This is a genomic window from Ensifer sp. R-19, assembly GCF_049905105.1.
Lineage (GTDB): Bacteria > Pseudomonadota > Alphaproteobacteria > Rhizobiales > Rhizobiaceae > Ensifer.
The window spans coordinates 3,653,955-3,677,233 of the sequence record NZ_CP184569.1 but is presented as its reverse complement, the minus strand read 5'-3'; the positions used below and the strand labels follow the sequence as shown (position 1 = coordinate 3,677,233).

17 protein-coding genes are annotated in these 23,279 nt (G+C 63.4%); 12 read left to right on the top strand and 5 right to left on the bottom strand.

What is annotated here, in order from left to right; all coding sequences use genetic code 11:
* Nucleotides 1–206: 206 nt before the first annotated feature.
* The 12 genes from chvI (at nucleotide 207) to trxA (ending at nucleotide 17,985) form a co-directional block, all read left to right on the top strand.
* A complete protein-coding gene (gene chvI / locus ACN9MO_RS17675; protein ID WP_093233501.1) occupies nucleotides 207–932 on the top strand; it encodes a two-component system response regulator ChvI in 726 nt (241 codons plus the stop codon).
* 266 nt (nucleotides 933–1,198) lie between these two features.
* A complete protein-coding gene (locus ACN9MO_RS17670; RefSeq protein WP_286161524.1) occupies nucleotides 1,199–2,929 on the top strand; it encodes a sensor histidine kinase in 1,731 nt (576 codons plus the stop codon).
* Nucleotides 2,926–3,381 (top strand): HPr kinase/phosphorylase, encoded by a 456-nt coding sequence (locus ACN9MO_RS17665; protein WP_065376341.1) that lies wholly within the window; start codon nucleotides 2,926–2,928, stop codon nucleotides 3,379–3,381. The genes ACN9MO_RS17670 and ACN9MO_RS17665 overlap by 4 nt, the downstream gene beginning before the upstream one ends.
* 156 nt (nucleotides 3,382–3,537) lie before the next feature.
* Complete coding sequence (locus tag ACN9MO_RS17660) at nucleotides 3,538–3,939, top strand: PTS sugar transporter subunit IIA (protein ID WP_057252055.1); 402 nt, start codon at nucleotides 3,538–3,540, stop codon at nucleotides 3,937–3,939.
* Entirely contained in the window at nucleotides 3,939–4,229 is a 291-nt protein-coding gene (locus ACN9MO_RS17655) for an HPr family phosphocarrier protein (RefSeq protein WP_057252054.1), read from the top strand. Before ACN9MO_RS17660 ends, ACN9MO_RS17655 begins: the two co-directional genes overlap by 1 nt.
* 165 nt (nucleotides 4,230–4,394) lie before the next feature.
* Complete coding sequence (gene ahcY / locus ACN9MO_RS17650) at nucleotides 4,395–5,795, top strand: adenosylhomocysteinase (RefSeq protein WP_057252127.1); 1,401 nt, start codon at nucleotides 4,395–4,397, stop codon at nucleotides 5,793–5,795.
* 305 nt (nucleotides 5,796–6,100) lie between these two features.
* On the top strand, nucleotides 6,101–8,581 hold the full coding sequence (locus ACN9MO_RS17645; RefSeq protein WP_057252053.1) for a PAS domain-containing sensor histidine kinase: 2,481 nt from the start codon (nucleotides 6,101–6,103) through the stop codon (nucleotides 8,579–8,581).
* Nucleotides 8,581–10,092: a tRNA (adenosine(37)-N6)-threonylcarbamoyltransferase complex ATPase subunit type 1 TsaE gene (gene tsaE / locus ACN9MO_RS17640; protein ID WP_112995102.1), complete on the top strand. Its 1,512-nt coding sequence runs from the start codon at nucleotides 8,581–8,583 to the stop codon at nucleotides 10,090–10,092. The genes ACN9MO_RS17645 and tsaE overlap by 1 nt, the downstream gene beginning before the upstream one ends.
* Before the next feature lie 10 nt (nucleotides 10,093–10,102).
* Nucleotides 10,103–10,834: a nucleotidyltransferase family protein gene (locus ACN9MO_RS17635; RefSeq protein WP_112995069.1), complete on the top strand. Its 732-nt coding sequence runs from the start codon at nucleotides 10,103–10,105 to the stop codon at nucleotides 10,832–10,834.
* Nucleotides 10,831–14,019: a double-strand break repair protein AddB gene (gene addB, locus ACN9MO_RS17630; protein ID WP_112995070.1), complete on the top strand. Its 3,189-nt coding sequence runs from the start codon at nucleotides 10,831–10,833 to the stop codon at nucleotides 14,017–14,019. Before ACN9MO_RS17635 ends, addB begins: the two co-directional genes overlap by 4 nt.
* The gene (gene addA, locus ACN9MO_RS17625) at nucleotides 14,009–17,575 is read left to right on the top strand and encodes a double-strand break repair helicase AddA (protein WP_113133120.1); all 3,567 of its coding nucleotides are present in this window, start codon (nucleotides 14,009–14,011) and stop codon (nucleotides 17,573–17,575) included. The genes addB and addA overlap by 11 nt, the downstream gene beginning before the upstream one ends.
* Nucleotides 17,576–17,661: 86 nt before the next feature.
* Nucleotides 17,662–17,985 carry a thioredoxin gene (gene trxA / locus ACN9MO_RS17620; protein WP_057252049.1) on the top strand — a complete coding sequence of 108 codons (324 nt, stop codon included), beginning with the start codon at nucleotides 17,662–17,664 and terminating at the stop codon, nucleotides 17,983–17,985.
* Between the two features lie 96 nt (nucleotides 17,986–18,081).
* Here the strand turns inward: trxA and ACN9MO_RS17615 are convergent, their stop codons facing one another.
* From ACN9MO_RS17615 to ACN9MO_RS17595, 5 genes are all read right to left on the bottom strand, one after another.
* On the bottom strand, nucleotides 18,082–19,425 hold the full coding sequence (locus ACN9MO_RS17615; RefSeq protein WP_112995072.1) for a bifunctional folylpolyglutamate synthase/dihydrofolate synthase: 1,344 nt from the start codon (nucleotides 19,423–19,425) through the stop codon (nucleotides 18,082–18,084).
* A 116-nt stretch (nucleotides 19,426–19,541) separates the two neighbouring features.
* On the bottom strand, nucleotides 19,542–20,456 hold the full coding sequence (gene accD / locus ACN9MO_RS17610; RefSeq protein ID WP_112995073.1) for an acetyl-CoA carboxylase, carboxyltransferase subunit beta: 915 nt from the start codon (nucleotides 20,454–20,456) through the stop codon (nucleotides 19,542–19,544).
* Between the two features lie 50 nt (nucleotides 20,457–20,506).
* Entirely contained in the window at nucleotides 20,507–21,346 is an 840-nt protein-coding gene (gene trpA, locus ACN9MO_RS17605; protein WP_058327475.1) for a tryptophan synthase subunit alpha, read from the bottom strand.
* Nucleotides 21,347–21,350: 4 nt separating this feature from the next.
* Nucleotides 21,351–22,571 (bottom strand): tryptophan synthase subunit beta, encoded by a 1,221-nt coding sequence (gene trpB / locus ACN9MO_RS17600; protein ID WP_112995074.1) that lies wholly within the window; start codon nucleotides 22,569–22,571, stop codon nucleotides 21,351–21,353.
* A complete protein-coding gene (locus ACN9MO_RS17595) occupies nucleotides 22,568–23,242 on the bottom strand; it encodes a phosphoribosylanthranilate isomerase (protein ID WP_112995075.1) in 675 nt (224 codons plus the stop codon). Before ACN9MO_RS17595 ends, trpB begins: the two co-directional genes overlap by 4 nt.
* Nucleotides 23,243–23,279: the final 37 nt, after the last annotated feature.

Below are 23,279 nucleotides of genomic sequence, written 5' to 3'. Positions count from 1 at the left end.
TTTAAAGAAAATTATAGTTTTTTTAATCGGTTGAATTCGGCCTGCCGGACACCGATCTGACAGGACCTATCCTATCGTCACGACAGGTGCTTTTTGGGCTTCGCCACAATTTGTTCCACCTTTATACTCACTAACGCACCCGTGACTCGCGAATGCCGGAGTTTTCGGGGACGAGACCGGCACCTCAAAAGACGGAGTTGAACACGATGCAGACCATCGCGCTTGTCGATGATGACCGGAATATTCTGACGTCCGTATCCATCGCCCTGGAGGCGGAGGGCTACAAGGTCGAGACCTATACCGACGGTGCTTCCGCACTTGAGGGCCTGCTCGCCCGGCCGCCGCAGCTTGCGATCTTCGACATCAAGATGCCGCGCATGGACGGCATGGAATTGCTGCGCCGCCTGAGACAGAAGTCCGACCTGCCAGTGATCTTCCTCACCTCCAAGGATGAAGAGATCGACGAACTCTTCGGTCTGAAGATGGGTGCCGACGACTTCATCACCAAGCCCTTCTCGCAGCGCCTGCTGGTCGAACGCGTCAAGGCGATCCTGCGTCGCGCCGCAAACCGCGAAGCGGCTGCCGCCAACCCGACGAATCCCGCCAAGGCTTCCGACGCGCCCTCGCGCTCGCTCGAGCGCGGGCAACTGGTGATGGACCAGGAGCGCCACACCTGCACCTGGAAGAGCGAGCCGGTAACGCTGACGGTGACCGAATTCCTCATCCTCCATTCGCTTGCCCAGCGCCCGGGCGTGGTGAAGAGCCGCGACGCGCTGATGGACGCCGCCTATGACGAGCAGGTCTATGTCGACGACCGCACCATCGACAGCCACATCAAGCGGCTGCGCAAGAAGTTCAAGATGGTCGACAACGACTTCGACATGATCGAGACCCTCTACGGTGTCGGCTATCGTTTCCGCGAGACAGCCTGAGCCGCGGGACTTGCCATCGCGCCGATTGTGGCGCATTCAGAAACGGCGCGACGGGAGCACGGCCAAGGCTGCCTTTGAAACCCCGCCGCGCCATCGGACCTCTGGGCCGGAACCACACAAAGTGAACGACGGCGTCGCGCCCGGCACTCGGGCCGTGTCAGCGTTGCAATCGAGAGAACGTGACGGAAGTCCGCGCGGGAGCGGGACATTTGGTAGAAGTCTTGCAGGGCGACATCGAAGACAGTGACGGACGTGCGCAGGCACATATGGGCCAGCGCCGCTGGGCACATCCTTTCACGCTGATTCGCCGCCTGTTCGGCAATGCCGTCTTCTCGAGCCTCACCCGCCGCATCGTCTTCTTCAACTTGGTGGCACTCGTCGTCCTCGTCGGCGGCATCATGTATCTCAACCAGTTCCGCGAGGGACTGATCGACGCCCGTGTCGAAAGCCTGCTGACCCAGGGCGAAATCATCGCCGGTGCCATCTCGGCTTCCGCCTCGGTCGATACCAACTCGATCACCATCGATCCCGAAAAACTGCTCGAACTGCAGGCCGGCCAGAGCATAACGCCGCTGCCGAGCGACGAGGATCTCGATTTCCCGATCATCCAGGAACGCGTTGCGCCGGTTCTCAGGCGGCTGATCTCGCCGACGCGCACCCGCGCCCGCCTCTTCGACGCCGATGCCGACCTGCTGCTCGATTCCCGGCATCTCTATAGCGGCGGCCAGGTGCTGCGCTTCGACCTGCCGCCGATCGAGCCGGAATCGACGGGCATCGGCGAAAAGCTCAACAGCTGGCTGAACAAGCTGCTGCAGCCCGGCAATCTGCCACTCTACAAGGAACCGCCGGGTGGCAACGGCTCGATCTATCCTGAGGTCACCAACGCGCTGACCGGCGTGCGCGGCTATGTCGAACGCGTCACCGAGAAGGGCGAGCTCATCGTTTCAGTGGCCGTTCCCGTCCAGCGGTTCCGCGCCGTGCTCGGCGTTCTCTTGCTTTCGACGCAAGCCGGCGACATCGACAAGATCGTCCAGGCCGAGCGCCTCGCCATCATCCGCGTCTTCGGCGTGGCTGCCCTCGTCAACATCATCCTGTCGCTGCTTCTCTCCTCGACCATCGCCAACCCGCTTCGAAGGCTCGCAGCGGCGGCAGTCCGCGTGCGGCGCGGCGGTGCCAAGGAGCGCGAGGAGATCCCGGATTTCTCCTCTCGCCAGGACGAGATCGGCAACCTGTCCGTCGCGCTCCGGGAAATGACGACCGCGCTCTACGATCGGATCGCGGCGATCGAGAATTTCGCGGCCGATGTCAGTCACGAGCTGAAAAACCCCCTCACCTCGCTGCGCAGCGCCGTCGAGACCCTGCCGCTTGCGCGGACCGACGAATCGAAGAAGCGCTTGATGGACGTCATCCAGCATGACGTCCGCCGCCTCGATCGCCTGATCAGCGATATTTCGGACGCCTCGCGCCTCGACGCGGAACTTGCCCGCAGCGATGCCAGGATCATCGACCTCGAAAGACTTCTGGGCGACCTCGTCGATATTTCGCGCCAGGTCCGCAGCAAGAAGAAGACGGTGCTGCTCGATTTCGTCATCGACCGCAAGGACAGTCCCAAGGCCCGCTTCGCCGTCAACGGCCACGACCTGCGCATCGGCCAGATTATCACCAACCTGATCGAGAACGCCCGGTCCTTCGTTCCCGAAGACAGCGGGCGGATCGTCGTGCGCCTCACACGGTCGCGATCGCGCTGCCTCGTCTATGTCGAGGACAACGGCCCCGGCATCCAGGCGGAAGACATCGACCGCATTTTCGAACGCTTCTACACCGATCGGCCGGAAGGAGAGGATTTCGGCCAGAACTCCGGCCTCGGCCTGTCGATTTCCAGGCAGATCGCCGAAGCCCACGGCGGTACGCTGAAGGCGGAAAACATCGTCGCGCAGGACGGCCACGTCAGCGGCGCGCGCTTCATCCTGTCGCTACCCGCCGAGCCGCACGCGTGACGACGGGCGCCAATGTCCACGGCACTGCCATCGTGCTCGGGACGCGCGGCTTCCTGATCACGGGCCCTTCCGGCATCGGCAAATCCAGGCTGGCGCTTGCATGCATCACGGCCGCACGACAGGCCGGGCACTTTGCGGCACTCGTCGCCGACGATCGGGTGGATCTGAGCCTGGAACATGACAGGATCGTCGCCCGCTGTCCGCCCTCCATTCACGGCCTGATTGAAATACGCGGCGCCGGAATCGGCAAGATCGAAACCGTGCCTGCCGCGGTGATGGACTGGGCCATGCTGCCCGTGAGTGCGCCTTTCGACCCGCGGTTACCGCTGGAAGACGAGACGTTGCCCTTACCACTCGGGCGAGTACTCCCGATTGTTCGCGTTCCCGTTGAAGAGGGGGCGTATGTTCTCAATATTTTGCATGCGCTCATCGCTGAAAAAATAGGATCCTAGCCCGATTTACCGTCAGCGAGGCTGGTTTTTCAGCATTTTTGGCTTGCACTTCCCCTTTTCCTTGCCAAGATGGCCGCCCCAACAGGTGGACGAAATTGCTGCATTGCGATATCTGGCCATCAGTGAATTGCGCGTGCAGTTGGAGCGAAGATACCCATGATCGGACTTGTGCTTGTCACCCATGGCAAGCTGGCTGAGGAATTTCGACTTGCACTCGAGCATGTCGTCGGTCCGCAAAAAGCTATAGAGACCGTCTGCATCGGTCCCGAGGACGACATGGACCAGCGTCGGCAGGATATCCTCGACGCGGTCACCAAGGTCGACGAGGGCCACGGCGTCATTATCCTGACCGACATGTTCGGCGGAACGCCCTCCAACCTTGCCATCTCGGTCATGCGCAGCGGCTCGGTTGAAGTGATAGCCGGCGTCAACCTGCCGATGCTGATCAAGCTTGCCGGCGTGCGCGGCGAGAGCGACATGGACAAGGCGTTGGTCGAGGCCTCGGAAGCCGGACGGAAATACATCAACGTCGCCAGCCGCGTCCTGAGTGGTAAGTAATGGATCATCGCCCCGACATGTCGCTGACGCGCGAACTGCTGATCATCAACAAGCGAGGCCTGCACGCGCGGGCATCTGCGAAGTTCGTACAGACGGTCGAGGCCTATGAAGCCGAGATTACCGTGTCGAAGGACGGCATGACGGTCGGCGGAACGTCCATTATGGGCCTGATGATGCTGGCTGCCAGCACCGGCTGCAGCGTGTGCGTGACCGCGAGCGGCGCGCAAGCCGAAGAAGCATTGAACGCGCTTGATGCGCTGGTCGCCGACAAGTTCGGCGAAGAAATGTGACGGACAATATAAAGATATAAAGACTTCTTTATATCGATATTGCCCTCTCCCCTGATTCCTGATAGATCGGTCGCACTCTCACCGTGTCGGTAGGCGCGGGAGGCATAATCGCGCCGCAGTTCGGTTGAAGCCATGCGGCTTGAAGAGATCAGCCCGGAGAATTCCATGACCACCACTCAGGACTATATCGTCGCCGACATCGGTCTCGCCGATTTCGGGCGCAAGGAAATTGCGATCGCCGAAACGGAAATGCCGGGCCTGATGGCCTGCCGCGAAGAGTTCGGCGCTGCAAAGCCGCTGAAGGGCGCGCGCATCACCGGCTCGCTGCACATGACCATCCAGACCGCCGTTCTGATCGAGACGCTGGTTGCCCTCGGCGCCGACGTGCGCTGGGCCTCGTGCAACATCTTCTCGACCCAGGATCACGCTGCCGCTGCCATCGCCGCAAGCGGCGTTCCGGTCTTCGCCGTCAAGGGCGAAACGCTCGAAGAATACTGGACCTACACGGACAAGATCTTCCAGTGGGCCGATGGCGGCGTCTCGAACATGATCCTCGACGATGGTGGCGACGCCACCATGTACATCCTGCTCGGCGCCCGCGCCGAAGCCGGTGAAGACGTACTCTCCAACCCGGGCTCCGAAGAAGAAGAGATCCTCGTCGCACAGATCAAGAAGCGCCTCCAGGCTTCGCCGGGCTGGTTCACCAAGCAGCGCGACGCCATCAAGGGCGTGACCGAAGAAACCACCACCGGCGTCAACCGCCTGTACCAGCTTCAGGCCAAGGGCCTGCTGCCCTTCCCGGCGATCAACGTCAACGATTCGGTCACCAAGTCGAAGTTCGACAACAAGTACGGCTGCAAGGAATCGCTCGTTGACGGCATCCGCCGCGGCACCGACGTGATGATGGCCGGCAAGGTCGCCGTCGTCTGCGGTTACGGCGACGTCGGCAAGGGCTCGGCAGCTTCGCTTTCCGGCGCCGGCGCCCGCGTCAAGGTCACCGAAATCGACCCGATCTGCGCGCTCCAGGCGGCGATGGACGGTTTCGAAGTCGTTCAACTCGAAGACGTCGTCTCGTCGGCCGACATCTTCATCACGACGACCGGCAACAAGGACGTCATCCGCATGGACCACATGCGCGAGATGAAGGACATGGCGATCGTCGGCAACATCGGCCACTTCGACAACGAAATTCAGGTCTCCGCACTGCGTAACCTGAAGTGGACAAACATCAAGCCGCAGGTCGACATGATCGAGTTCCCGAAGGGCAACCGCATGATCCTGCTCTCGGAAGGCCGCCTGCTGAACCTCGGCAACGCCACCGGCCACCCGTCCTTCGTGATGTCGGCTTCGTTCTCCAACCAGGTCCTGGCGCAGATCGAGCTCTTCACCAAGGGTGAGAAGTACAAGAACGAAGTCTACGTCCTGCCGAAGGCGCTCGACGAGAAGGTCGCTCGCCTGCACCTGAAGAAGCTCGGCGCTAAGCTCTCCGAACTTTCCGAAGAGCAGGCCGACTACATCGGCGTGAAGACGCAGGGCCCGTTCAAGGCTGAGCACTACCGGTACTAATCCTTACCCGGGCAATCCACAACATCTTGTGGCCGCGTTCTTGACAAGAGAGCGCGGCCGCTTTTTTGGGCCTCTCCCTTCCCGACGATTCGACTAGGAAGTATGCTCTAACCCATTGATTCGTGATGTCGGTGCGGACCTTGGACATCGCGGATGGGATGTCTTGTCGATAAGCGGCAAACAGACGGAGACAGACCGGGGATGCAATCGGAACTGACGCAGGCCCTTGACCAGGGCCTCGATGGAACTGTGCAAGGCGCAACAAGGCCGGCAGCACCCTTCGGACAGACGGGGATGGCAGCGCCATGAACAGAGACCAAACAGCTATTCCGGGCACCCGCCGCAAGGGCCCGAAGTTCCTGCGCCACCTTCTGGCCGGTACCACTCTCTTTGCAGCAACAGATGCGCTCGCCCAGGTCGCGCCGCAGAAGGCAAATATCTTCGGCTCGTCGGAGGTCGTCACCTTCTCCGTGCTCATCGGCGTCGTTTCCGCAGCGATGATTTCGGCGATCTGGCTGATCCGCCAGCGCGGCAATATCGAAGCCGAGAACCGCGAATTGCGCTCCGATCTGTCGGACGCCAACCAGCGCCTCTCGCGCTATCAGGCGCTGGTGGCCGACAAGAACCGCCGGATCGTCGTCTGGGACGGGCTGCTCGAGCGGGCTGAGCTGCTCGGCCAGCTGCCGCCCGAAACCGGCGCGCCGGCAGACGACCGCGAGTTCCTGGCCTTCGGCCGCTGGATCAAGGCGCAATCCGCCGGGGAACTGGAAAATGCGATCGACGCGCTGCGCACCCAGGCGCGCAGCTTCGACCTGGTGCTCGAAACGCAGCGCAACGAAGTCCTGGAGGCCCAGGGACGGGTCTCGGGCGGGCGCGCTTTCGTACGCTTCATCGCTCTCAACAATATGCGCGCAGAACTCGCTGAGCTGAAGCTTGAGCACGATCGGCTCAATACTGCGCTCGTGTCCTTCCGCACCCTTCTCGACGCCATCGATCTGCCGGTGTGGCAACGCGGCACGGATGGCGCCCTCACCTGGGTCAACGAGGCCTATGCCGACGCCGTCGAGGCTCCTGATGTCGCGGTCGCGGTTGCCGAAGGGCGCGAGCTGCTCGCAACCGTCGCGCGCGAAAAGATCCGCGCGGTTTCCACCTTCGACACACCGTTCCGCGACAAGGTTTCGACCGTCGTCAGGGGTAACCGCACCTTCTTCGAAGTCGTCGATGCCCGCAGCCCTGCCGGCTCGGCCGGCGTCGCCGTCGACGTATCCGGCATCGAGGCCGTGCGCGAGGAACTCAACCGGACGCTCAAGAGCCATGCCGAAACGCTCGATCATCTGGCGACCCCCGTCGCGATCTTCGACGGCAATCAGCGCCTGCAGTTCTACAACCAGGCCTTCCAGCGTCTGTGGAACCTCGACATCGGCTTCCTCGAGCGCAAGCCCGACAACGGCGAAGTGCTTGACCGGCTGCGCGCCGGCGGCCAGCTGCCGGAGCAGCTCAACTGGAAACAGTGGAAGGCCACCGCACTTTCCGTCTATCAGGCGCTCGACACGCAGAGCGACCTCTGGCACCTGCCGAACGGCCAGACGCTGCGCGTCTTCGCGACCGCCCGCCCACAGGGCGGGGTCACCTGGGTGTTCGAGAACCTGACCGAGAAGGTCGATCTCGAAACGCGCTACAATACGCTCGTTCAGGTTCAAGGCGAGACGATCGACCATCTCGCGGAAGGCGTAGCTGTGTTCGGGCCCGACGGCCGCATTCGTCTCTCGAACCCGGCGTTCCGGGCGATCTGGGGCATCAGCGAGGCGGAGGCCAAGCCCGGCACCCATATCCGGGCGATCGAGCAGGCCTGCCTCATCTCCTACGACCAGCCTGACGGGTGGAAACGTTTCACCCACATCATCACCAGCTTCGACGACGAACGGCCCTCCAGCCGCGGCATCCTTGAGCTTCGAACCGGACTGATCCTCGACTACGCCGTCATCCCGCTGCCGAACGCGCAGACGATGCTGACCTTCGTCAACATCACCGACAGCGTCCGGGTCGAGCGCGCGCTCACCGAAAAGAACGAGGCGCTGCGCAAGGCGGATGCGCTGAAGAACGACTTCGTGCACCACGTTTCCTATGAACTGCGTTCGCCGCTCACCAACATCATCGGCTTCGCCGACCTGTTGAAGACGCCGGCTTTCGGCGATCTCAACGAGCGGCAGGCGGAGTATGTCGACCACATCGCCACCTCCTCGTCGCTGCTGCTGACGATCGTCAACGACATCCTGGATCTCGCGACCGTCGATGCCGGCATCGTCCAGCTCGACATGTCCGAGATCAGTCTCACCGACTTCCTCGATGATATTGCCCACCAGATGGCCGACCGGCTGCTCGAGAGCGGCGTGACCCTCAGGATCGCCGCCCCTGACAATCTCGGCCGCATGGTCGCCGACCAGCAGCGGCTGAAGCAGATCTTCGTCAAGCTGCTCACCAATGCCGCAAACTTTGCGCCCGACGGCAGCGCCATCGACCTGAAGTGCCGCCGCGAGGGCAGCGACTTCATCTTCTCTGTCTCAGACAGCGGCCCCGGCATACCGCAGGACGTGCTCGATACCGTGTTCAACCGCTTCGAAAGCTACGGCCAGCGCGGCGGCGCAGGCCTCGGCCTTTCGATCGTCGAGAGCTTCGTCAGCCTGCACCACGGCACCGTCTCCATCCGCAGCAAGGAAGGCGAAGGCACGGAAGTGACCTGCCGCATTCCCTCGGCCGAAGTGCCGGCGATCGTCGCGGCCGAATGATGCCGGCGATCGAGCGCTTCCTGACGGACGAGGCGGCAACGATCGAGCTCGGCGAAGATCTGGCGCTGGCCCTGAAGCCCGGCGACTGCGTCGCGCTCTCGGGTGATCTCGGAGCCGGCAAGTCGACCTTGGCGCGCGCCTTCCTTCGGGCGCTTGCCGATGACGACGGGCTGGAGGTCCCCAGCCCGACCTTTACGCTGGTCCAATCCTATGAACTGCGCATTCCGGTCGCGCATTTCGATCTCTATCGGCTGGCTGATTCCAGCGAACTGGACGAACTCGGCTTCGACGAGGCGCTATCGCTAGGCGTCTGTCTCGTCGAATGGCCGGAACGGGCTGACGACGCCCTACCCACCAGCCGCATCACGCTGAGCATCACCCATGAAGGCGATGGTCGCCGCGTCGAAATTTCCGGTCCGGACGAAAAGCTGCAGCGCATCGCCCGCACGCTGGCGATCCGCGACTTCCTCGATCAGAACGATCACCCAAACGCACGGCGCCGGCACCTCAGCGGCGACGCCTCGATCCGGGCCTATGAGCGCATTTACCCGGCAGACGGCTCCGTTAGCCGGATTCTGATGGATTCGCCACGACACAAGCCCGACCCCGTCCTCCAGGACGGAAAATACTACCAGCAGCTCGCGCATATCGCCGAAGACGTCGTTCCCTTCGTCGCGATCGACCAGCTGCTCATTGCACGCGGCTTTGCAGCGCCGACGATCTACGCCCGCGATCTCGACCAGGGCATCCTGCTGATCGAGGACCTTGGGTCGGATGGCGTTCTCGACGCGGCCGGCCAGCCGATCGACGAGCGCTACATCGAAAGCGTACGACTGCTCGCCCGCCTCCATGCCAAGCAGACCGACAGGGAGATCAACCTCGACAGAGCGGTCATCCACCGCATTCCGGATTTCGACCGGACGGCGATGAAGATCGAGACGCGGCTTTTGACCGACTGGTACCTGCCGTGGAAGCGCGGTGCGCCGGCAAGCGATGACGAAAAACGTGAATACGGAGAGATCTGGGACGGGCTGATTGATCTTCTCCAGACCTCCGAGACGAACCTGCTCTTGCGAGATTTTCACTCGCCGAACATCATCTGGCGCGGAGAGCGCCAGGGATTGGACCGGATTGGCCTCATCGATTTCCAGGACGCGATGATCGGCCCGACGGCCTATGACGTGGCATCGCTGGTGCAGGACGCGCGCGTGACCGTCGCGCCTCCGCTCGCCAACCGGATGATGGAAACCTATCTCGCCGAACGGCAGGCAAGCGGCAACTTCGACGAGGCGACTTTCTTGCGCGACTGGCATTTGATGTCGGCGCAGCGCAACTGCAAGCTCGTCGGCATCTGGGTGCGGCTGATGCAGCGGGACGGCAAACCCGGCTACATGAAACATATGCCCCGCACTTTCGCCTATCTTCAGGCGGCGCTCACACATGAATCGCTGAAACCCTTGCACGACTGGTGTATGAAGACCGGAATCCTAGATTCCGAATCAGCGAACTGACGGAGAAGCAATGTCGATCAGCAATGCGATGGTGCTCGCCGCGGGCCTCGGCACCCGGCTCCGCCCGATCACCAACACCATGCCGAAGCCGCTCGTAGAGATCGCGGGCAAGCCGATGATCGACTACGTACTGGATCTTCTGGCAGAGGCCGGCGTCACCAAGGCCGCGGTCAACGTGCATCATTTCGCCGACCAGATGGAAGGACATCTCAGCCAGAGAAGAAGCCCGGAGATCCTGATTTCCGACGAGCGCAATGCGCTGATGAATTCCGGCGGCGGCCTGGCCAAGGGCCTGAAACTGCTGCCGGAAGGCCCCGTACTGGTGATGAATGCCGACCTCTTCTGGGTCGGGGAACCGGTCGGCGTTCCCAGCAACCTGACGCGCCTCGCCGCAGCCTTCGATGCGGACCGCATGGACATGCTGCTCCTGTGCGTGCGCGATGAGGACACGACCGGTCACAACGGCAAGAAGGACTTTTCGCTCGGTGCCGACGGCAAGCTGACGCGATACACCGAAGGTCTGCCAAACCCGGTGGTCTATGCCGGCGCGATCGCGCTTCACTCCCGGCTCTTTGCCGACGCGCCTGATGATGCCTTCAACCTCAACATCTACTTCGATCGCGCTGCCCAAAAAGGGCGCCTCCACGGCCTCCTGCTCGATGGCCACTGGATGACGGTCGGCACGCCCGACGCGATCGGCGAAGCGGAAGCGGCGATCCGCCGCCACCAGCCAGGAGGATGAGCGTGCGCGGCCGCCGGTCCAACGTCTTCACGATCCCGCCTGGCCTCCCCTTCCTGAAGACGCTCGCCGAAAAGCTTTGCGACGGTATCCTGACTCCGGACTTCCGCTACGATCCGGCCGATCCCTTGCCGCTTGCCGGCGTCACGATCTTCGTGCCGACGCGGCGTTCGGCCCGTGTGCTCAGATCCGAATTCGTCGACCTGCTCGACGGCCGCTCCACCATCCTGCCCACCATCAAGGCGCTCGGCGAGACCGATGATGACAGTGGCTTCTTCGACGCCGAAGTACCGGCAATCCTCGATCTTGCGCCGCCGCTGCCGGGCACGGCACGGCTGATCGAGCTTGGCCGGCTGATTCTCGCCTGGCGCAACCGGCTACCAAAGGTCGTGCTCGACATCCATGCGGAAAGCCCGCTGATCGCGCCGGCAAGTCCTGCCGATGCGATCTGGCTGGCACGCAATCTTGCCGATCTCATCGATGCGATGGAGACGGAAGAGCTGGACTGGGACGCGCTCGACCGGCTCGACGCCGGCGAGCATGCGCTGTGGTGGCAGCTCACGCTCGAATTCCTCAAGATCGCCCGAACCTACTGGCCGGAACGGCTCGAGGAACTCAAGCAATCCTCGCCCGCACGCCATCGCAACGCCATCCTTCAGGCCGAAACGCAGCGCATCGCCGGCGGCAAGATCGAAGGCCCGATCATCATCGCCGGCTCGACCGGTTCCATTCCCGCCACGGCCGCGCTGATTGCCGCCGTGCAGAAGCTTCAGAACGGCACGATCGTGTTGCCTGGTCTCGACCAGACGATGAGCGATGCCGAATGGGACATGATCGTCGCCGACGCTGCCTTTGACGGCAGGCCGGACCCGGCAAGCCGCAGCCACCCGCAATACGGCTTCTACAGGCTGCTGAAGCGCATGGGCGTCATCCGCTCGGATGTGGGCGCGCTAGCCGGCGCCCAAACCGAACTCGATTTCCGCGCGGCGATCCTCTCGCACGCCCTTTTGCCGGCAAAGGCCACCGATGCCTGGACCGAAATGCGCAGCGAACTCGACGGCGAATTGCTCCGCGCTGCCTTCGGCGATACGGCTCTCATCGAAACCGCCAACGAACGCGAGGAGGCGGCGGCGATTGCCGTTGCGCTAAGGCTTGCGCTGGAAGGCAGCGAGGATAGCCAGGCGGCGTTGATCACGCCCGACCGAAATCTCGCGCGGCGGGTCGGCGCCGAGCTCGCCCGCTTCGGCATCGAGGCGGACGATTCCGCCGGCACGCCTTTGTCCTCGACGCCCCAGGGCAGCTTCATGCGTCTGCTTCTGGAGGCAAGCCTGCGCCCCGGCGATCCCGTGCCCTTCGTTGCGCTGCTCAAGCACCCGCTGGCGCGCTTCGGGCTTTCGCGTGATGAGATGCGCCAGGGCGCCGACGCGCTCGAACGCATGGCGCTGCGCGGCAGCACCGCAACCGTCGATATCCTCGCCCTGGAGCCGTTGCTCGATGCGGCGATTGCCGGCCACAAGGTCGATCGCCACCCGCCGGAATGGCGTGCCGGCATCGGCGCCGAGGAGCTTCAGGCAGCACGCGATCTGGCGATCAAGATCGGCCTCGCGGTGGCGCCGCTGGCTTCCGCGCTCACGCGCAGCAAGGACGGCAGCCGCGTGTTCTCGGACGAATTCACCTTTGCCGACTGGGCGACGCGTACCGGCCAGGCGTTGGAAGCGGCCTCGGCCGACGAGCGCGGCGATCTCGGTGGGCTCTGGTCCGGCGAGGCGGCCGATACGCTGGCGACCCTGCTTCGCGGCATTATCGAAACCGATGGCCAGATGACGGCGGACGGGCCGCAATGGTGCGACGTCATGGAGGCGCTTGCTGCAGGTGCAGCGGTCAAGCCGCGGTCCATGCGCCATCCGCGGGTCTTCATCTTCGGCGCGCTGGAATCACGCCTGCAGAGCATGGATCTCGTGGTGCTCGGCGCCATGAACGAGGGCAATTGGCCAGGCCAGACCGCCAACGACCCGTTCCTGTCGCGCACGATGAAGACGGGCATCGGTCTCGAGCCCCCCGAGCGGCGCATCGGCCAGCTCGCGCATGACTTCCAGATGGCCTGCGGCACACGGCGGCTGATCTTCACCCGCTCGATGCGCCAGGGAGCAACACCCACCGTTGCCTCGCGCTGGCTGCAGCGGCTGCTCGCGCTTGGCGGCGAACGGCTGACTGCGGCCTTGCAGGCCAATGGCGCCGACTATCTGGCCTGGGCCCGGATGCTCGACGACGGAGGGCGGCAGCCGCTTGCCGAACGCCCTGCGCCCAAGCCGCCGGCGGACCTGCAGCCGCGCAAATATTCTTTTAGCGAGGTATCGCGGCTGAGGCGCGACCCCTACGCGATCTACGCCCGGCGCATTCTTCGCCTGCATCCGCTGCTGCCGTTCAACAGCGATCCCGGTCCGGCCGAGCGCGGCACGCTCTATCACCAGATCGTCGAGCGCTTTGTTCGCGGCGGCTTCGACCTCATGTCCCCCGCAGCCGAAGAGGCCATGCATCGGCTGCTGAATGAGGCCTTCGACGAGGCGCGGCTGCCCACACATATCGACACGATCTGGCGGCCACGCTTCGCCGCCGTCGGCTTGGCTTTCATCAAATGGGAGCGGGACCGCGCACGCTTCATCCGCCGCTCGCGCACGGAAGCTCCGGCATCGATGGAGCTCGGCGTCGCCGATATGCGGCTGACGGGCATTGCCGACCGGCTCGATATGCTGACCGACGGCAGCGTGGAGATCATCGACTACAAGACCGGCTCCAGCCCATCGGTCAAGGAAGCCCGAGTGCTGCTCGACCCGCAGCTCGCCCTCGAAGCCGCAGCCCTCAAGGCCGGCGCCTTCAAGGATATGCCGCCGAGCCATCCGCAATCGCTGCTCTATGTCCGGCTGAAGCCTGGATCGCGTTTCAAGCAGGAGACCGTGAACAACGAGGGCAGTAAGGCGAAGGAAACCAAATCCGCCGACCAGCTTGCGGACGAATCCCTCACCGAGCTCAGAAAACTCCTGAGTGCGCTGCTTTCGGGCAAGCATGGTTTTGCATCCCGCGTGATTGTTCAGAAAGAGCGCGACTACGGCGGCGAATACGACCATTTGGCACGCGTTGCCGAATGGTCGACGGCCGATAGCGAGGAGGAGGACGGCGATGAGGGATGACAGCCTCGGCCCCGAACAGGCGACGCCGCAAGCCTGGCTCGACTGGACCTCGCGTCGGCAATCGCTAGCCTCCGATCCCGCGCGTTCTGCCTGGGTTTCGGCCAATGCCGGATCCGGTAAGACACATGTGCTGACCCAGCGGGTGATTCGGCTGCTGCTTGCGGGCTGCCGACCCTCGGCGATCCTCTGCCTGACCTATACCAAGGCGGCGGCCTCCGAAATGTCGAACCGCGTCTTCGAACGGCTGGCCGAATGGGTAACGCTCGACGACGCGACGCTCGAAAAACGGATCGAGGCGATCGAGGGCGAGCGGCCTGGTCTTCTGAAGCTGCAGGAGGCACGCCGCCTGTTCGCCCGCGCGCTGGAGACACCCGGCGGCCTCAAGATCCAGACGATCCACGCCTTCTGCGAGGCGCTGCTGCATCAGTTTCCACTGGAAGCCAACGTCGCCGGACATTTCTCTGTTCTCGACGACCGCGCTGCCGCCGTGCTGCTTGCCGATGCGCGCCGCATGCTGCTGACGGCGACGGCGGCCAAGGACGATCCGGAACTGGCGCGCGCTTTCGCCACCGTGCTCGACCTCGCCGACGATACCGGGCTTGAAAAACTGCTCGCGGCGATCGTCGAGAACCGCACCGCGATCCAGTCCTTTCTCGAACATGCCGACGCGCTCGGCGGCACCGAGGCCGAGTTGCGCCGCGCCCTGAAGCTGGCGCCGGATGAAAGCGTCGACAGCGCCTTGGCCGCGATCTGGCCGTTGGCGGGCCTGAACGGTGCGTCCCTGGAACGCTACTTCTCACTCGCCACGAGCGTTGGCGGAACGAAGGTTCTGGAATTTGCAGAGGGACTTCGGACCGTCTCCAAGCTCACTGACTTGGGCGCGCGCTATGACGGTCTCAGGCATTTGTTCTTCACCGGCACCGGCAAGCCCCGGGCACAATCGGCCTTCCTCAACAGGGCGATGCAGCAGGCGGCCCCCGATCTCATAGACCTGGTGGACGAAGCCTACCGCCATGTCGTCGCCTGCATCGATCACATCAGCATTCTTAGGATGTTCGAGGCGACGCTGGCGGCTCTGACCCTCGCCGAAAGGCTCAACGTCGACTACGAGGAGCTGAAGCGGCGACGCAGCCAGCTCGATTTCGAGGACCTGATCAACCGCACGGCGGCGCTCTTTGCCCGCGGCGATGTCAGCGCCTGGGTCCACTACAAGCTCGACCAGGGGATCGACCATATCCTCGTCGACGAGGCTCAGGATACCAGCCCGGCGCAGTGGACTATCATCCAGGCGCTGGCGGCTGACTTCTTCTCCGGCGAAAGCGCCCGTGGCGCCAACCGCACCATGTTCGCCGTCGGTGACGAGAAACAGTCGATCTACTCCTTCCAGGGCGCACGGCCGGAACGGTTCTCGCATGAGAGCCAGGAAACTGAACGGCGGGTGCGCGACGGCGGCAAGGCCTTCGAGCCCATCCGTCTTCAGCTCTCCTTCCGCTCTACCGTCGACGTGCTTTCGGCCGTCGATACGGTCTTCGCCAATCCGGCGCATGCACGGGGCCTCAGCGCCCGCAACGAGCCCGTCGTTCATGCTTCGAACCGTATCGGCCATCCCGGCGCCGTCGATATCTGGGACGTGATTGCCGCCGAACCGATCGATACGGACGAAGAATGGACCGCAGCCTTCGACGCAACGCCTGAGAGCGCACCGGTCAATATCCTCGCACGCCGGATCGCCGGCGTCTTGGAGAGCTGGATCGGCAAGGAAACGATCGTCGAGAAGGGTATTCGCCGACCGATGCGTCCGGGCGACGTGATCGTGCTGGTCCGTAAGCGCGACGCCTTCGTCAATGCGCTGACCCGGGCGCTCAAGCGCCGCAACAACATTCCGGTCGCCGGCGCCGACCGGCTGGTGCTCACCAAGCATATTGCCGTTCAGGACCTGCTCGCGCTCGGGCGCTTCGTCCTCTTGCCGCAGGACGACCTGTCACTCGCCGCGCTGCTGAAAAGCCCGCTGTTCAATCTCGGCGAAGACGCGCTGTTCGAGCTCGCGGCGCGGCGCAAAGAAGGCGAAAGCCTCTGGCAGAGGCTCCAGGCCGAGGCGGCCGAGGGCATCCTGTTCCACCAGGCAGCAAGGGCGCTGAAAAGCTATGTGGCGCTCGCGAACGCGCTTGCACCGCACGATTTTTATGCCCGCATCCTTGGCGTTCATGGCGGCCGGGCGGCCTTCCTGGCGCGGCTCGGCACCGAGGTCAGCGACATTCTTGACGAGTTCCTCACCTTCGCCCTCGATCAGGAAAGAAGCGGCCTCCCCGGTCTGCAGGCCTTCGTTTCGACGCTCGAAATGGAAGCGCCGACGGTCAAGCGCGAGCAGGACAAGGAACGCGACGAAGTCCGGATCATGACGGTGCACGCCGCCAAGGGTCTCGAAGCGCCGGTCGTCTTCCTCGTCGACGGCGGCGGTGCGCCGTTCAGCAACCAGCATGTCCCTTCCCTTCGTTTCCTCGAGCTCGCTCAAAGGGATGGCGCCGTCCTGTCGTTGCCGGTGTGGCGCGCACCGGGCTCGGAATCGAACACGCTCGTGGCCGCCGACAGCGATCGCCTGAAGACGCTCGCCGAGGAAGAGTATCGACGCCTGCTCTATGTCGGCATGACCCGTGCCGCCGACCGCCTGATCGTCTGTGGCTATCGCGGACAGCGGGCCGTCGCCGAAACATGGCATGCCATGGTTCAGGCGAGCCTCGCCGGGGACGAAAATGGCCGCGGCCACCCGAAGACCTTTCACACCGGCGGCGAGGAATGGTCCGGCCATGCCTGGCGCGAGAAGCAGCTCGAGCGCGACCTTCCCTCCAAGCAAGCGCCCACGCCGGACGCCAGCCGCCCGGCCACCGGCCTGCCGAAGGCCCTTTCGACGCCGCTGCCACCGCAAAAGCGGCTGCCGCGGCCGCTCAGCCCCTCCGGCGTCGGTATCGCCATCGACGAGGACGACGGCGATGGGCTTGTCGGATCCGCCCTGTTTTCTGAGAAGGCACCGGCAAATCTCTCGATGTTGCGCGGTGCCATCCTGCACCGCCTGCTGCAGGTCCTGCCCTCCATTGCGGGCAATGATCGCCGCGCCGCGGCCGAGCGCTACCTCGTGCGTTCCGTGCCCCGCTGGTCGCCGGAGCAGCGCGCCGCGCTGATTGACGCTGTCGAGAATGTGCTCGACCATCCCGATCTTCAGGCGCTCTTCTCGGCCGGCAGCCGCGCCGAAGTCTCGGTCATGGGCACGCTGACCCTCGGCACGCGCGAGCACGCGGTCTCCGGCCGTATCGATCGGCTCGCCGTCAGCGACGGGATCGTGACCATTGCCGATTTCAAGACGAACCGGCAGGTGCCGGCTTCGCAGGGTGACATACCCTTCGCCTACAGGGCACAGCTTGCGATCTATCGCGAGCTGTTGCGGCCGCTCTATCCCGGGCACGCATTCCGATGCGTGCTGATCTTCACCGAAGGACCGGCAATCCACGTGGTTACGGATCAGGCGCTCGACAGGAGCCTTGAAGACCTCGCGACAAAGTGAGATACCCGATATTGAAAATCCAGCGGTGCCATCTCACATGAGACACAACATCTGGATACTGCCATTCCGAACGCAAGGAGCAGCCTATGGCTACCGTAAAGGTCGATACGTCCAATTTTCAGCAGGAAGTGCTGAACTCCGCCGAGCCCGTGGTTGTCGATTTCTGGGCTGAATGGTGCGGCCCCTGCAAAATGATCGCGCCGAGCCTCGAGGAAATCTCGAACGAGCTCGCCGGCAAGGTCAAGGTCGTCAAGCTCAACATCGACGAAAACCCGGAACTGGCTGCCCAGTACGGCGTTCGCTCGATCCCGACGCTCGCCATGTTCAAGGCCGGCGAAGTGGCCGACATCAAGGTTGGCGCTGCGCCGAAGACGGCCCTTTCCTCGTGGATCTCCACGGCGGTCGCCTGAGACCTTCGCTGACTACCGCAGCAGAAAGCCCGGCATGCCGGGCTTTTTTCTTGTCTTGAACTTGGCTGCTATCGGGATGGCGGCGCCACCTCCGGATCACTTCGGCGGCGTACCGTTGTCGGCGAGAACGTCGCCCACCAGATAGAGCGAGCCGCCGATCAGGATGCGCGGCGGCGCCGGATCCTCATCGACCAGATTGGCAACGATCGTCAGCGCTTCGGCGACGGAAGAGACAGCCGAAGCCTCAAACCCGATAGCAGCCGCGTCGCTTGCAAGTGCCACCGGATCAAGACCTGCATCGGAACCACGGATCGGAACGGTGAAGACCTGTTCGGCAAGATCCATAAACGCCCGGAAATAGCCGACCGGATCCTTGGTGTTGATCATGCCGATGATCAGGAACAAGGGGCGCGATTCGCGTTCTTCGAAGGTCGCCATCGCTTCGGCGATCACCTGGCCGGCACCCGGATTATGGCCGCCGTCGACCCAGATTTCCGCATCGGCCGGACCGTAACGCGTAAGTTTGCCGCTGGTCAGGCGCTGCAGGCGCCCGGGCCACTCGACGCCGGCAAGCCCCTTCTCGATCGCCGCCTCCGAAACGTCGAAGCCCGCAGCCCGCACCGCGCGAACGGCCGCGGCGGCATTGGCGTATTGGTGGCGTCCCGGCAGCTTCGGCAGCGGCAGATCGGCGAGACCGCTTTCGTCCTGATAGACAAGGCGGCCGAATTCCTCATGCGCCATGAAGTCCTGGCCGTAGACGAACATCGGGCAGCCGAGCCGCTCGGCCGTCGAGATCAGCACATCGCGCGCAGCCTCTTCTTCCTGCTGACCGATCACGACGGAGCAGCCGCACTTCATGATACCGGCTTTTTCCGCAGCGATCAGTTCCACCCGGTCGCCGAGATAGGCCTGGTGATCGAGCGAGATCGGCATGATGACGGATACGGCCGGTCGGGCAATGACATTGGTGGCGTCGAAGCGGCCGCCGAGGCCAACCTCGATGATCGCGACATCCGCCGGATGCTCGGCAAAGAGAAGGAAGGTGACGGCGGTCAGGATTTCGAAGACGGTGATCTTCTCGCCGCCATTGGCTTCGGCGACGCGACGCACCGCATCGGCCAGAACGGGGTCGCTGACGAGCCGTCCCTTGCCGCCCTTGACGCCGAGGCGGTAACGCTCGTGCCAATTGACGAGATGCGGCGACGTGTGGACGTGAACGCTGAGACCGGCCGCTTCCAGGATCGCCCGCGAAAACGCGGTTGCCGAACCCTTGCCATTGGTGCCGGCGACATGGATCACCGGTGGCAGGCGGTCCTGCGGATTGCCGAGCGCGGCGAGCAGCCGGGTGATCCTGTCCAGCGACAGGTCGAACCCCTTGGGGTGGAGGGCAAGGAGTTTTTCGATCTCATAGCCCGCTTCGCTGGCTTCCACCGCTGTCATCTCTCACCCCGACCCGACAAGCTTGACTGCCAAACATCTCCGGTCTGGCGGAGATGTTTCATTCTTGTTCTGCACAACTGCGGGAAAACCGGTTCACGCTTTTCCCGCAATAGCCTTTAAGCGCTTGCCGCGACCGGCAAGGCAGCCGGCTGCGTGCCGCCGTTGAGCTTCGAGGCTTCTGCCGGCTTCTTCGTCAGGATCTTCAGGACCCGGGCAAGCGTCGACGGCAGATCATGGCGTTTGACGACCATGTCGACCATGCCGTGCTCCAGCAGGTATTCAGACGTCTGGAAACCTTCCGGCAGCTTCTCGCGCAGCGTCTGCTCGATCACGCGCTTGCCGGCAAAGCCGATTTCGGCGCCAGGCTCGGCCATATGGATATCGCCAAGCATCGCATAGGATGCGGTGACGCCACCGGTCGTCGGGTTGGTGAGCACGACGATATAGGGAAGACCGGCTTCCTTCAGCAGGTTGACGGCAACCGTGGTGCGCGGCAGCTGCATCAGCGACAGGATGCCTTCCTGCATGCGGGCGCCGCCCGATGCCGGGAAAATGACCAGCGGGCACTTCTCGGCGATCGCTCTTTCGAAGGCCTTGATAATCGCCTCGCCGGCAGCCATGCCGAGCGAACCGCCAATGAAGTTGAACTCGTGCACGACGGCGACGAGCTTGACGCCCTGAACGCGGCCGAGACCGGCGACGATCGTGTCTTCGAGCTCGGTCTTCACGCGGCTGTCGCGCAGACGGTCGGAGTACTTCTTGGAATCGCGGAACTTCAGCGGGTCCTGAGCAACCTTCGGCTGCGGAAACGCTTCATAGATGCCGCCGTCAAACAGGTCCTTCAGCCGAGCCTTGGCCGGCATCTTCATGTGGAAGCCGGACTGCGGGATGACCCACTTGTTTTCTTCGAGATCGCGGTGGAACACCATCTCGCCGGTTTCCGGGCACTTGATCCAGAGATTTTCCGGAACTTCCCGGCGGCCCAGCATCGAGTTGATCTTCGGCCGAACGTAGTTTGTGATCCAGTTCACTTAGTAACTCCTGAAGATTTCCTTCGGGTTGTGCGCGCTAATATAGGCAATTATTCGGCTGCTGCGAGGCGTGCGGACCGCACGCCTGCCGAGAGCCCTCTGACCAGCGCTTCAACACCCGGAACCGTCGCGTCCGTCGCCTTGCCCTCTTCGGTCAGGCTCGACGCGATCTGGTTGACGATCGCCGTACCGACGACCACGCCATCGGCGGATGCTCCGATGGCCCTTGCATGCTCCGCCGTCTTGACGCCGAAACCGACGCAAACCGGCAGGTTGGTGTGCGCCTTGATACGGCCGACAGCGCCGGCAATCAACGACGGATCGGGCAGAGCCGAACCGGTGATGCCGTTCATCGATACGTAATAGACGAAACCGGAGGTGTTTTCGAGAACCTTCGGCAGGCGACGGTCGTCCGTGGTCGGCGTCGCCAGGCGAATGAAGTTGATGCCCTTCGCAAGCGCCGGGATGCAGAGCTCATCGTCCATCTCCGGCGGCAGGTCGACGACGATCAGGCCGTCGATACCGGCAGCAAGCGCATCCGTCAGGAAGCGGTCGACGCCGTAGATGTAGATCGGATTGTAGTAGCCCATCAGCACGATCGGCGTGCGCTGGTCGTCCTCGCGGAAGCGGCGCGCGATCTCGAGCGTCTTGGCAAGCGTCTGGCCGCCCTTCAGCGCGCGTTGACCGGCAAGCTGGATGGCCGGGCCATCGGCCATCGGGTCAGAGAAGGGCATGCCGAGTTCGATGACGTCGGCGCCGGCCTTCGGCAACGCCTTCATGATCGAGAGCGACGTCTCGAAATCCGGATCACCGGCCATGAAATAGGTGACGAGGACCGGCCGTCCCTCGGCCGCCACATCGGCAAATCTCTTGTCCATGCGTGCGGTCATGATCTTACAGCCCCATTCCCAGTAACTTGCCGACGGTGAAGATGTCCTTGTCGCCGCGACCGGAGAGGTTCATCAGGATGATCTCGTCCTTGCCCATTTTCGGCGCACGCTTGATGACCTCGGCAAGCGCATGCGACGGCTCGAGCGCCGGGATAATGCCTTCGAGGCGGGTCAGCGTCTGGAACGCCTCGAGCGCTTCGTGGTCCATGATCGGCACGTATTCGACGCGGCCGACATCGTTCAGCCAGGCATGTTCCGGGCCGATGCCGGGATAGTCGAGGCCGGCAGAAATCGAGTGGCCTTCCTTGATCTGGCCGTCGCCGTCCTGCAGCAGATAGGTGCGGTTGCCATGCAGCACGCCGGGCGAACCGGCGGTGATCGACGCGCAATGCTCGTCGCCCTCGATGCCCTTGCCGCCGGCTTCGACGCCGACGATCTTGACGCTTTCATCATCGAGGAACGGATGGAAGATGCCGATCGCGTTGGAGCCACCGCCAACGGCAGCAATGACGAGATTCGGCAGCCGACCTTCGGCGGCGAGCATCTGTTCCTTGGCTTCCTGGCCGATGACCGCCTGGAAATCGCGGACCATTTCCGGATAGGGATGCGGGCCGGCGGCCGTACCGATCAGATAGTAAGTGTTGTCGACATTGGTGACCCAGTCACGCAGGGCCTCGTTCATCGCGTCCTTGAGCGTGCCGCTGCCGGCGGTTACCGGCTTGACCTCGGCACCGAGCAGCTTCATGCGGAAAACGTTCGGCGCCTGGCGCTCGACGTCGGTCGCGCCCATGTAGACGACGCAAGGCAGGCCGAAGCGGGCCGCGACTGTCGCCGAAGCAACGCCATGCTGGCCGGCACCGGTTTCGGCGATGATGCGCGTCTTGCCCATGCGCTTAGCCAGCAGGATCTGGCCGATGCAGTTGTTGATCTTGTGCGAGCCGGTGTGGTTCAGCTCTTCGCGCTTGAAATAGATCTTGGCGCCGCCGAGCTCAGCCGTCAGCCGCTCGGCGAAATAAAGCGGGCTCGGCCGGCCGATATAGTGAGCGCCGAGATGCGCCAGTTCCGCCTTGAATGCCGGATCGTCCTTTGCCTTGTTCCACTCGGCCTGCAGGTCGAGGATCAAGGGCATCAATGTCTCGGCCACGAAGCGGCCGCCAAAAATGCCGAAACGGCCGTCCTCGTCGGGACCGCCCCGGAAAGAATTCAACTTTGGCGCCTGGTTCACGTCCTGCTCCCTGACCGTGGCATGCCCGCCTCCGCCTGGCGAACGGCATTGAAAAACGATTCCATGAGCTTCAGATCCTTGACGCCCGGCGCGCTCTCGACGCCGGAGGAGATATCGATGGCGCGGGCGCGGGTCTGCGCCATGGCCTCGCCGATGTTACTGGCGTTAAGACCACCGGAAAGCATGTAATCGACGCTTCCGTCAAGCGCGTCGAGCAGGTTCCAGTCAAAGGAAACGCCGTTGCCGCCGGGCAAATCGGAACCTTGAGGCGGCTTGGCATCAAAGAGGAAGCGATCGGCAATGCCGATATAGGGGTCGATCCTTTCGAGGTCCGATGCATCGCGCACCGAAAGGGCCTTCATGATAGGGAGCCCGTACATCGCCTTGACCGTCAGCAGCCGCTCCGGATCTTCGCTGCCGTGAAGCTGCAGGATATCCGGGTTGAGCGCCGAAACGATCTCGTCGAGTTCGTCGTTGTCGGCATTGACCGTGACCGCGACGATCTTTACCTGACCGCGAATGCGGTCTGCCAGACGGCCGGCATCGTCAGGCTCGATGTTCCTGGGGCTCTTTGGAAAAAAGATGAAGCCGGTATGGGATGCACCGAGCGCGACAGCACGCTCAACCGCTTCCGCGGTCTTCAGCCCGCATATCTTCACTTCGGTTTTCATGAGAAGCGACCTTGCATGAAATGTCGCGCGAGTCGAG

What these genes read in the sequence shown, in the direction of transcription:
- tsaE (WP_112995102.1), top strand. Translation starts at nt 8,581, where the DNA reads ATGCCGGCGATCGAGCGCTTCCTGACGGACGAGGCGGCAACGATCGAG.
- ACN9MO_RS17635 (WP_112995069.1), top strand. Translation starts at nt 10,103, where the DNA reads ATGTCGATCAGCAATGCGATGGTGCTCGCCGCGGGCCTCGGCACCCGG.
- ACN9MO_RS17670 (WP_286161524.1), top strand. Translation starts at nt 1,199, where the DNA reads ATGGGCCAGCGCCGCTGGGCACATCCTTTCACGCTGATTCGCCGCCTG.
- ACN9MO_RS17615 (WP_112995072.1), bottom strand. Translation starts at nt 19,425, where the DNA reads ATGACAGCGGTGGAAGCCAGCGAAGCGGGCTATGAGATCGAAAAACTC.
- ACN9MO_RS17660 (WP_057252055.1), top strand. Translation starts at nt 3,538, where the DNA reads ATGATCGGACTTGTGCTTGTCACCCATGGCAAGCTGGCTGAGGAATTT.
- ACN9MO_RS17655 (WP_057252054.1), top strand. Translation starts at nt 3,939, where the DNA reads ATGGATCATCGCCCCGACATGTCGCTGACGCGCGAACTGCTGATCATC.
- ahcY (WP_057252127.1), top strand. Translation starts at nt 4,395, where the DNA reads ATGACCACCACTCAGGACTATATCGTCGCCGACATCGGTCTCGCCGAT.
- ACN9MO_RS17595 (WP_112995075.1), bottom strand. Translation starts at nt 23,242, where the DNA reads ATGAAAACCGAAGTGAAGATATGCGGGCTGAAGACCGCGGAAGCGGTT.
- chvI (WP_093233501.1), top strand. Translation starts at nt 207, where the DNA reads ATGCAGACCATCGCGCTTGTCGATGATGACCGGAATATTCTGACGTCC.
- trxA (WP_057252049.1), top strand. Translation starts at nt 17,662, where the DNA reads ATGGCTACCGTAAAGGTCGATACGTCCAATTTTCAGCAGGAAGTGCTG.
- addA (WP_113133120.1), top strand. Translation starts at nt 14,009, where the DNA reads ATGAGGGATGACAGCCTCGGCCCCGAACAGGCGACGCCGCAAGCCTGG.
- ACN9MO_RS17645 (WP_057252053.1), top strand. Translation starts at nt 6,101, where the DNA reads ATGAACAGAGACCAAACAGCTATTCCGGGCACCCGCCGCAAGGGCCCG.
- trpA (WP_058327475.1), bottom strand. Translation starts at nt 21,346, where the DNA reads ATGACCGCACGCATGGACAAGAGATTTGCCGATGTGGCGGCCGAGGGA.
- addB (WP_112995070.1), top strand. Translation starts at nt 10,831, where the DNA reads ATGAGCGTGCGCGGCCGCCGGTCCAACGTCTTCACGATCCCGCCTGGC.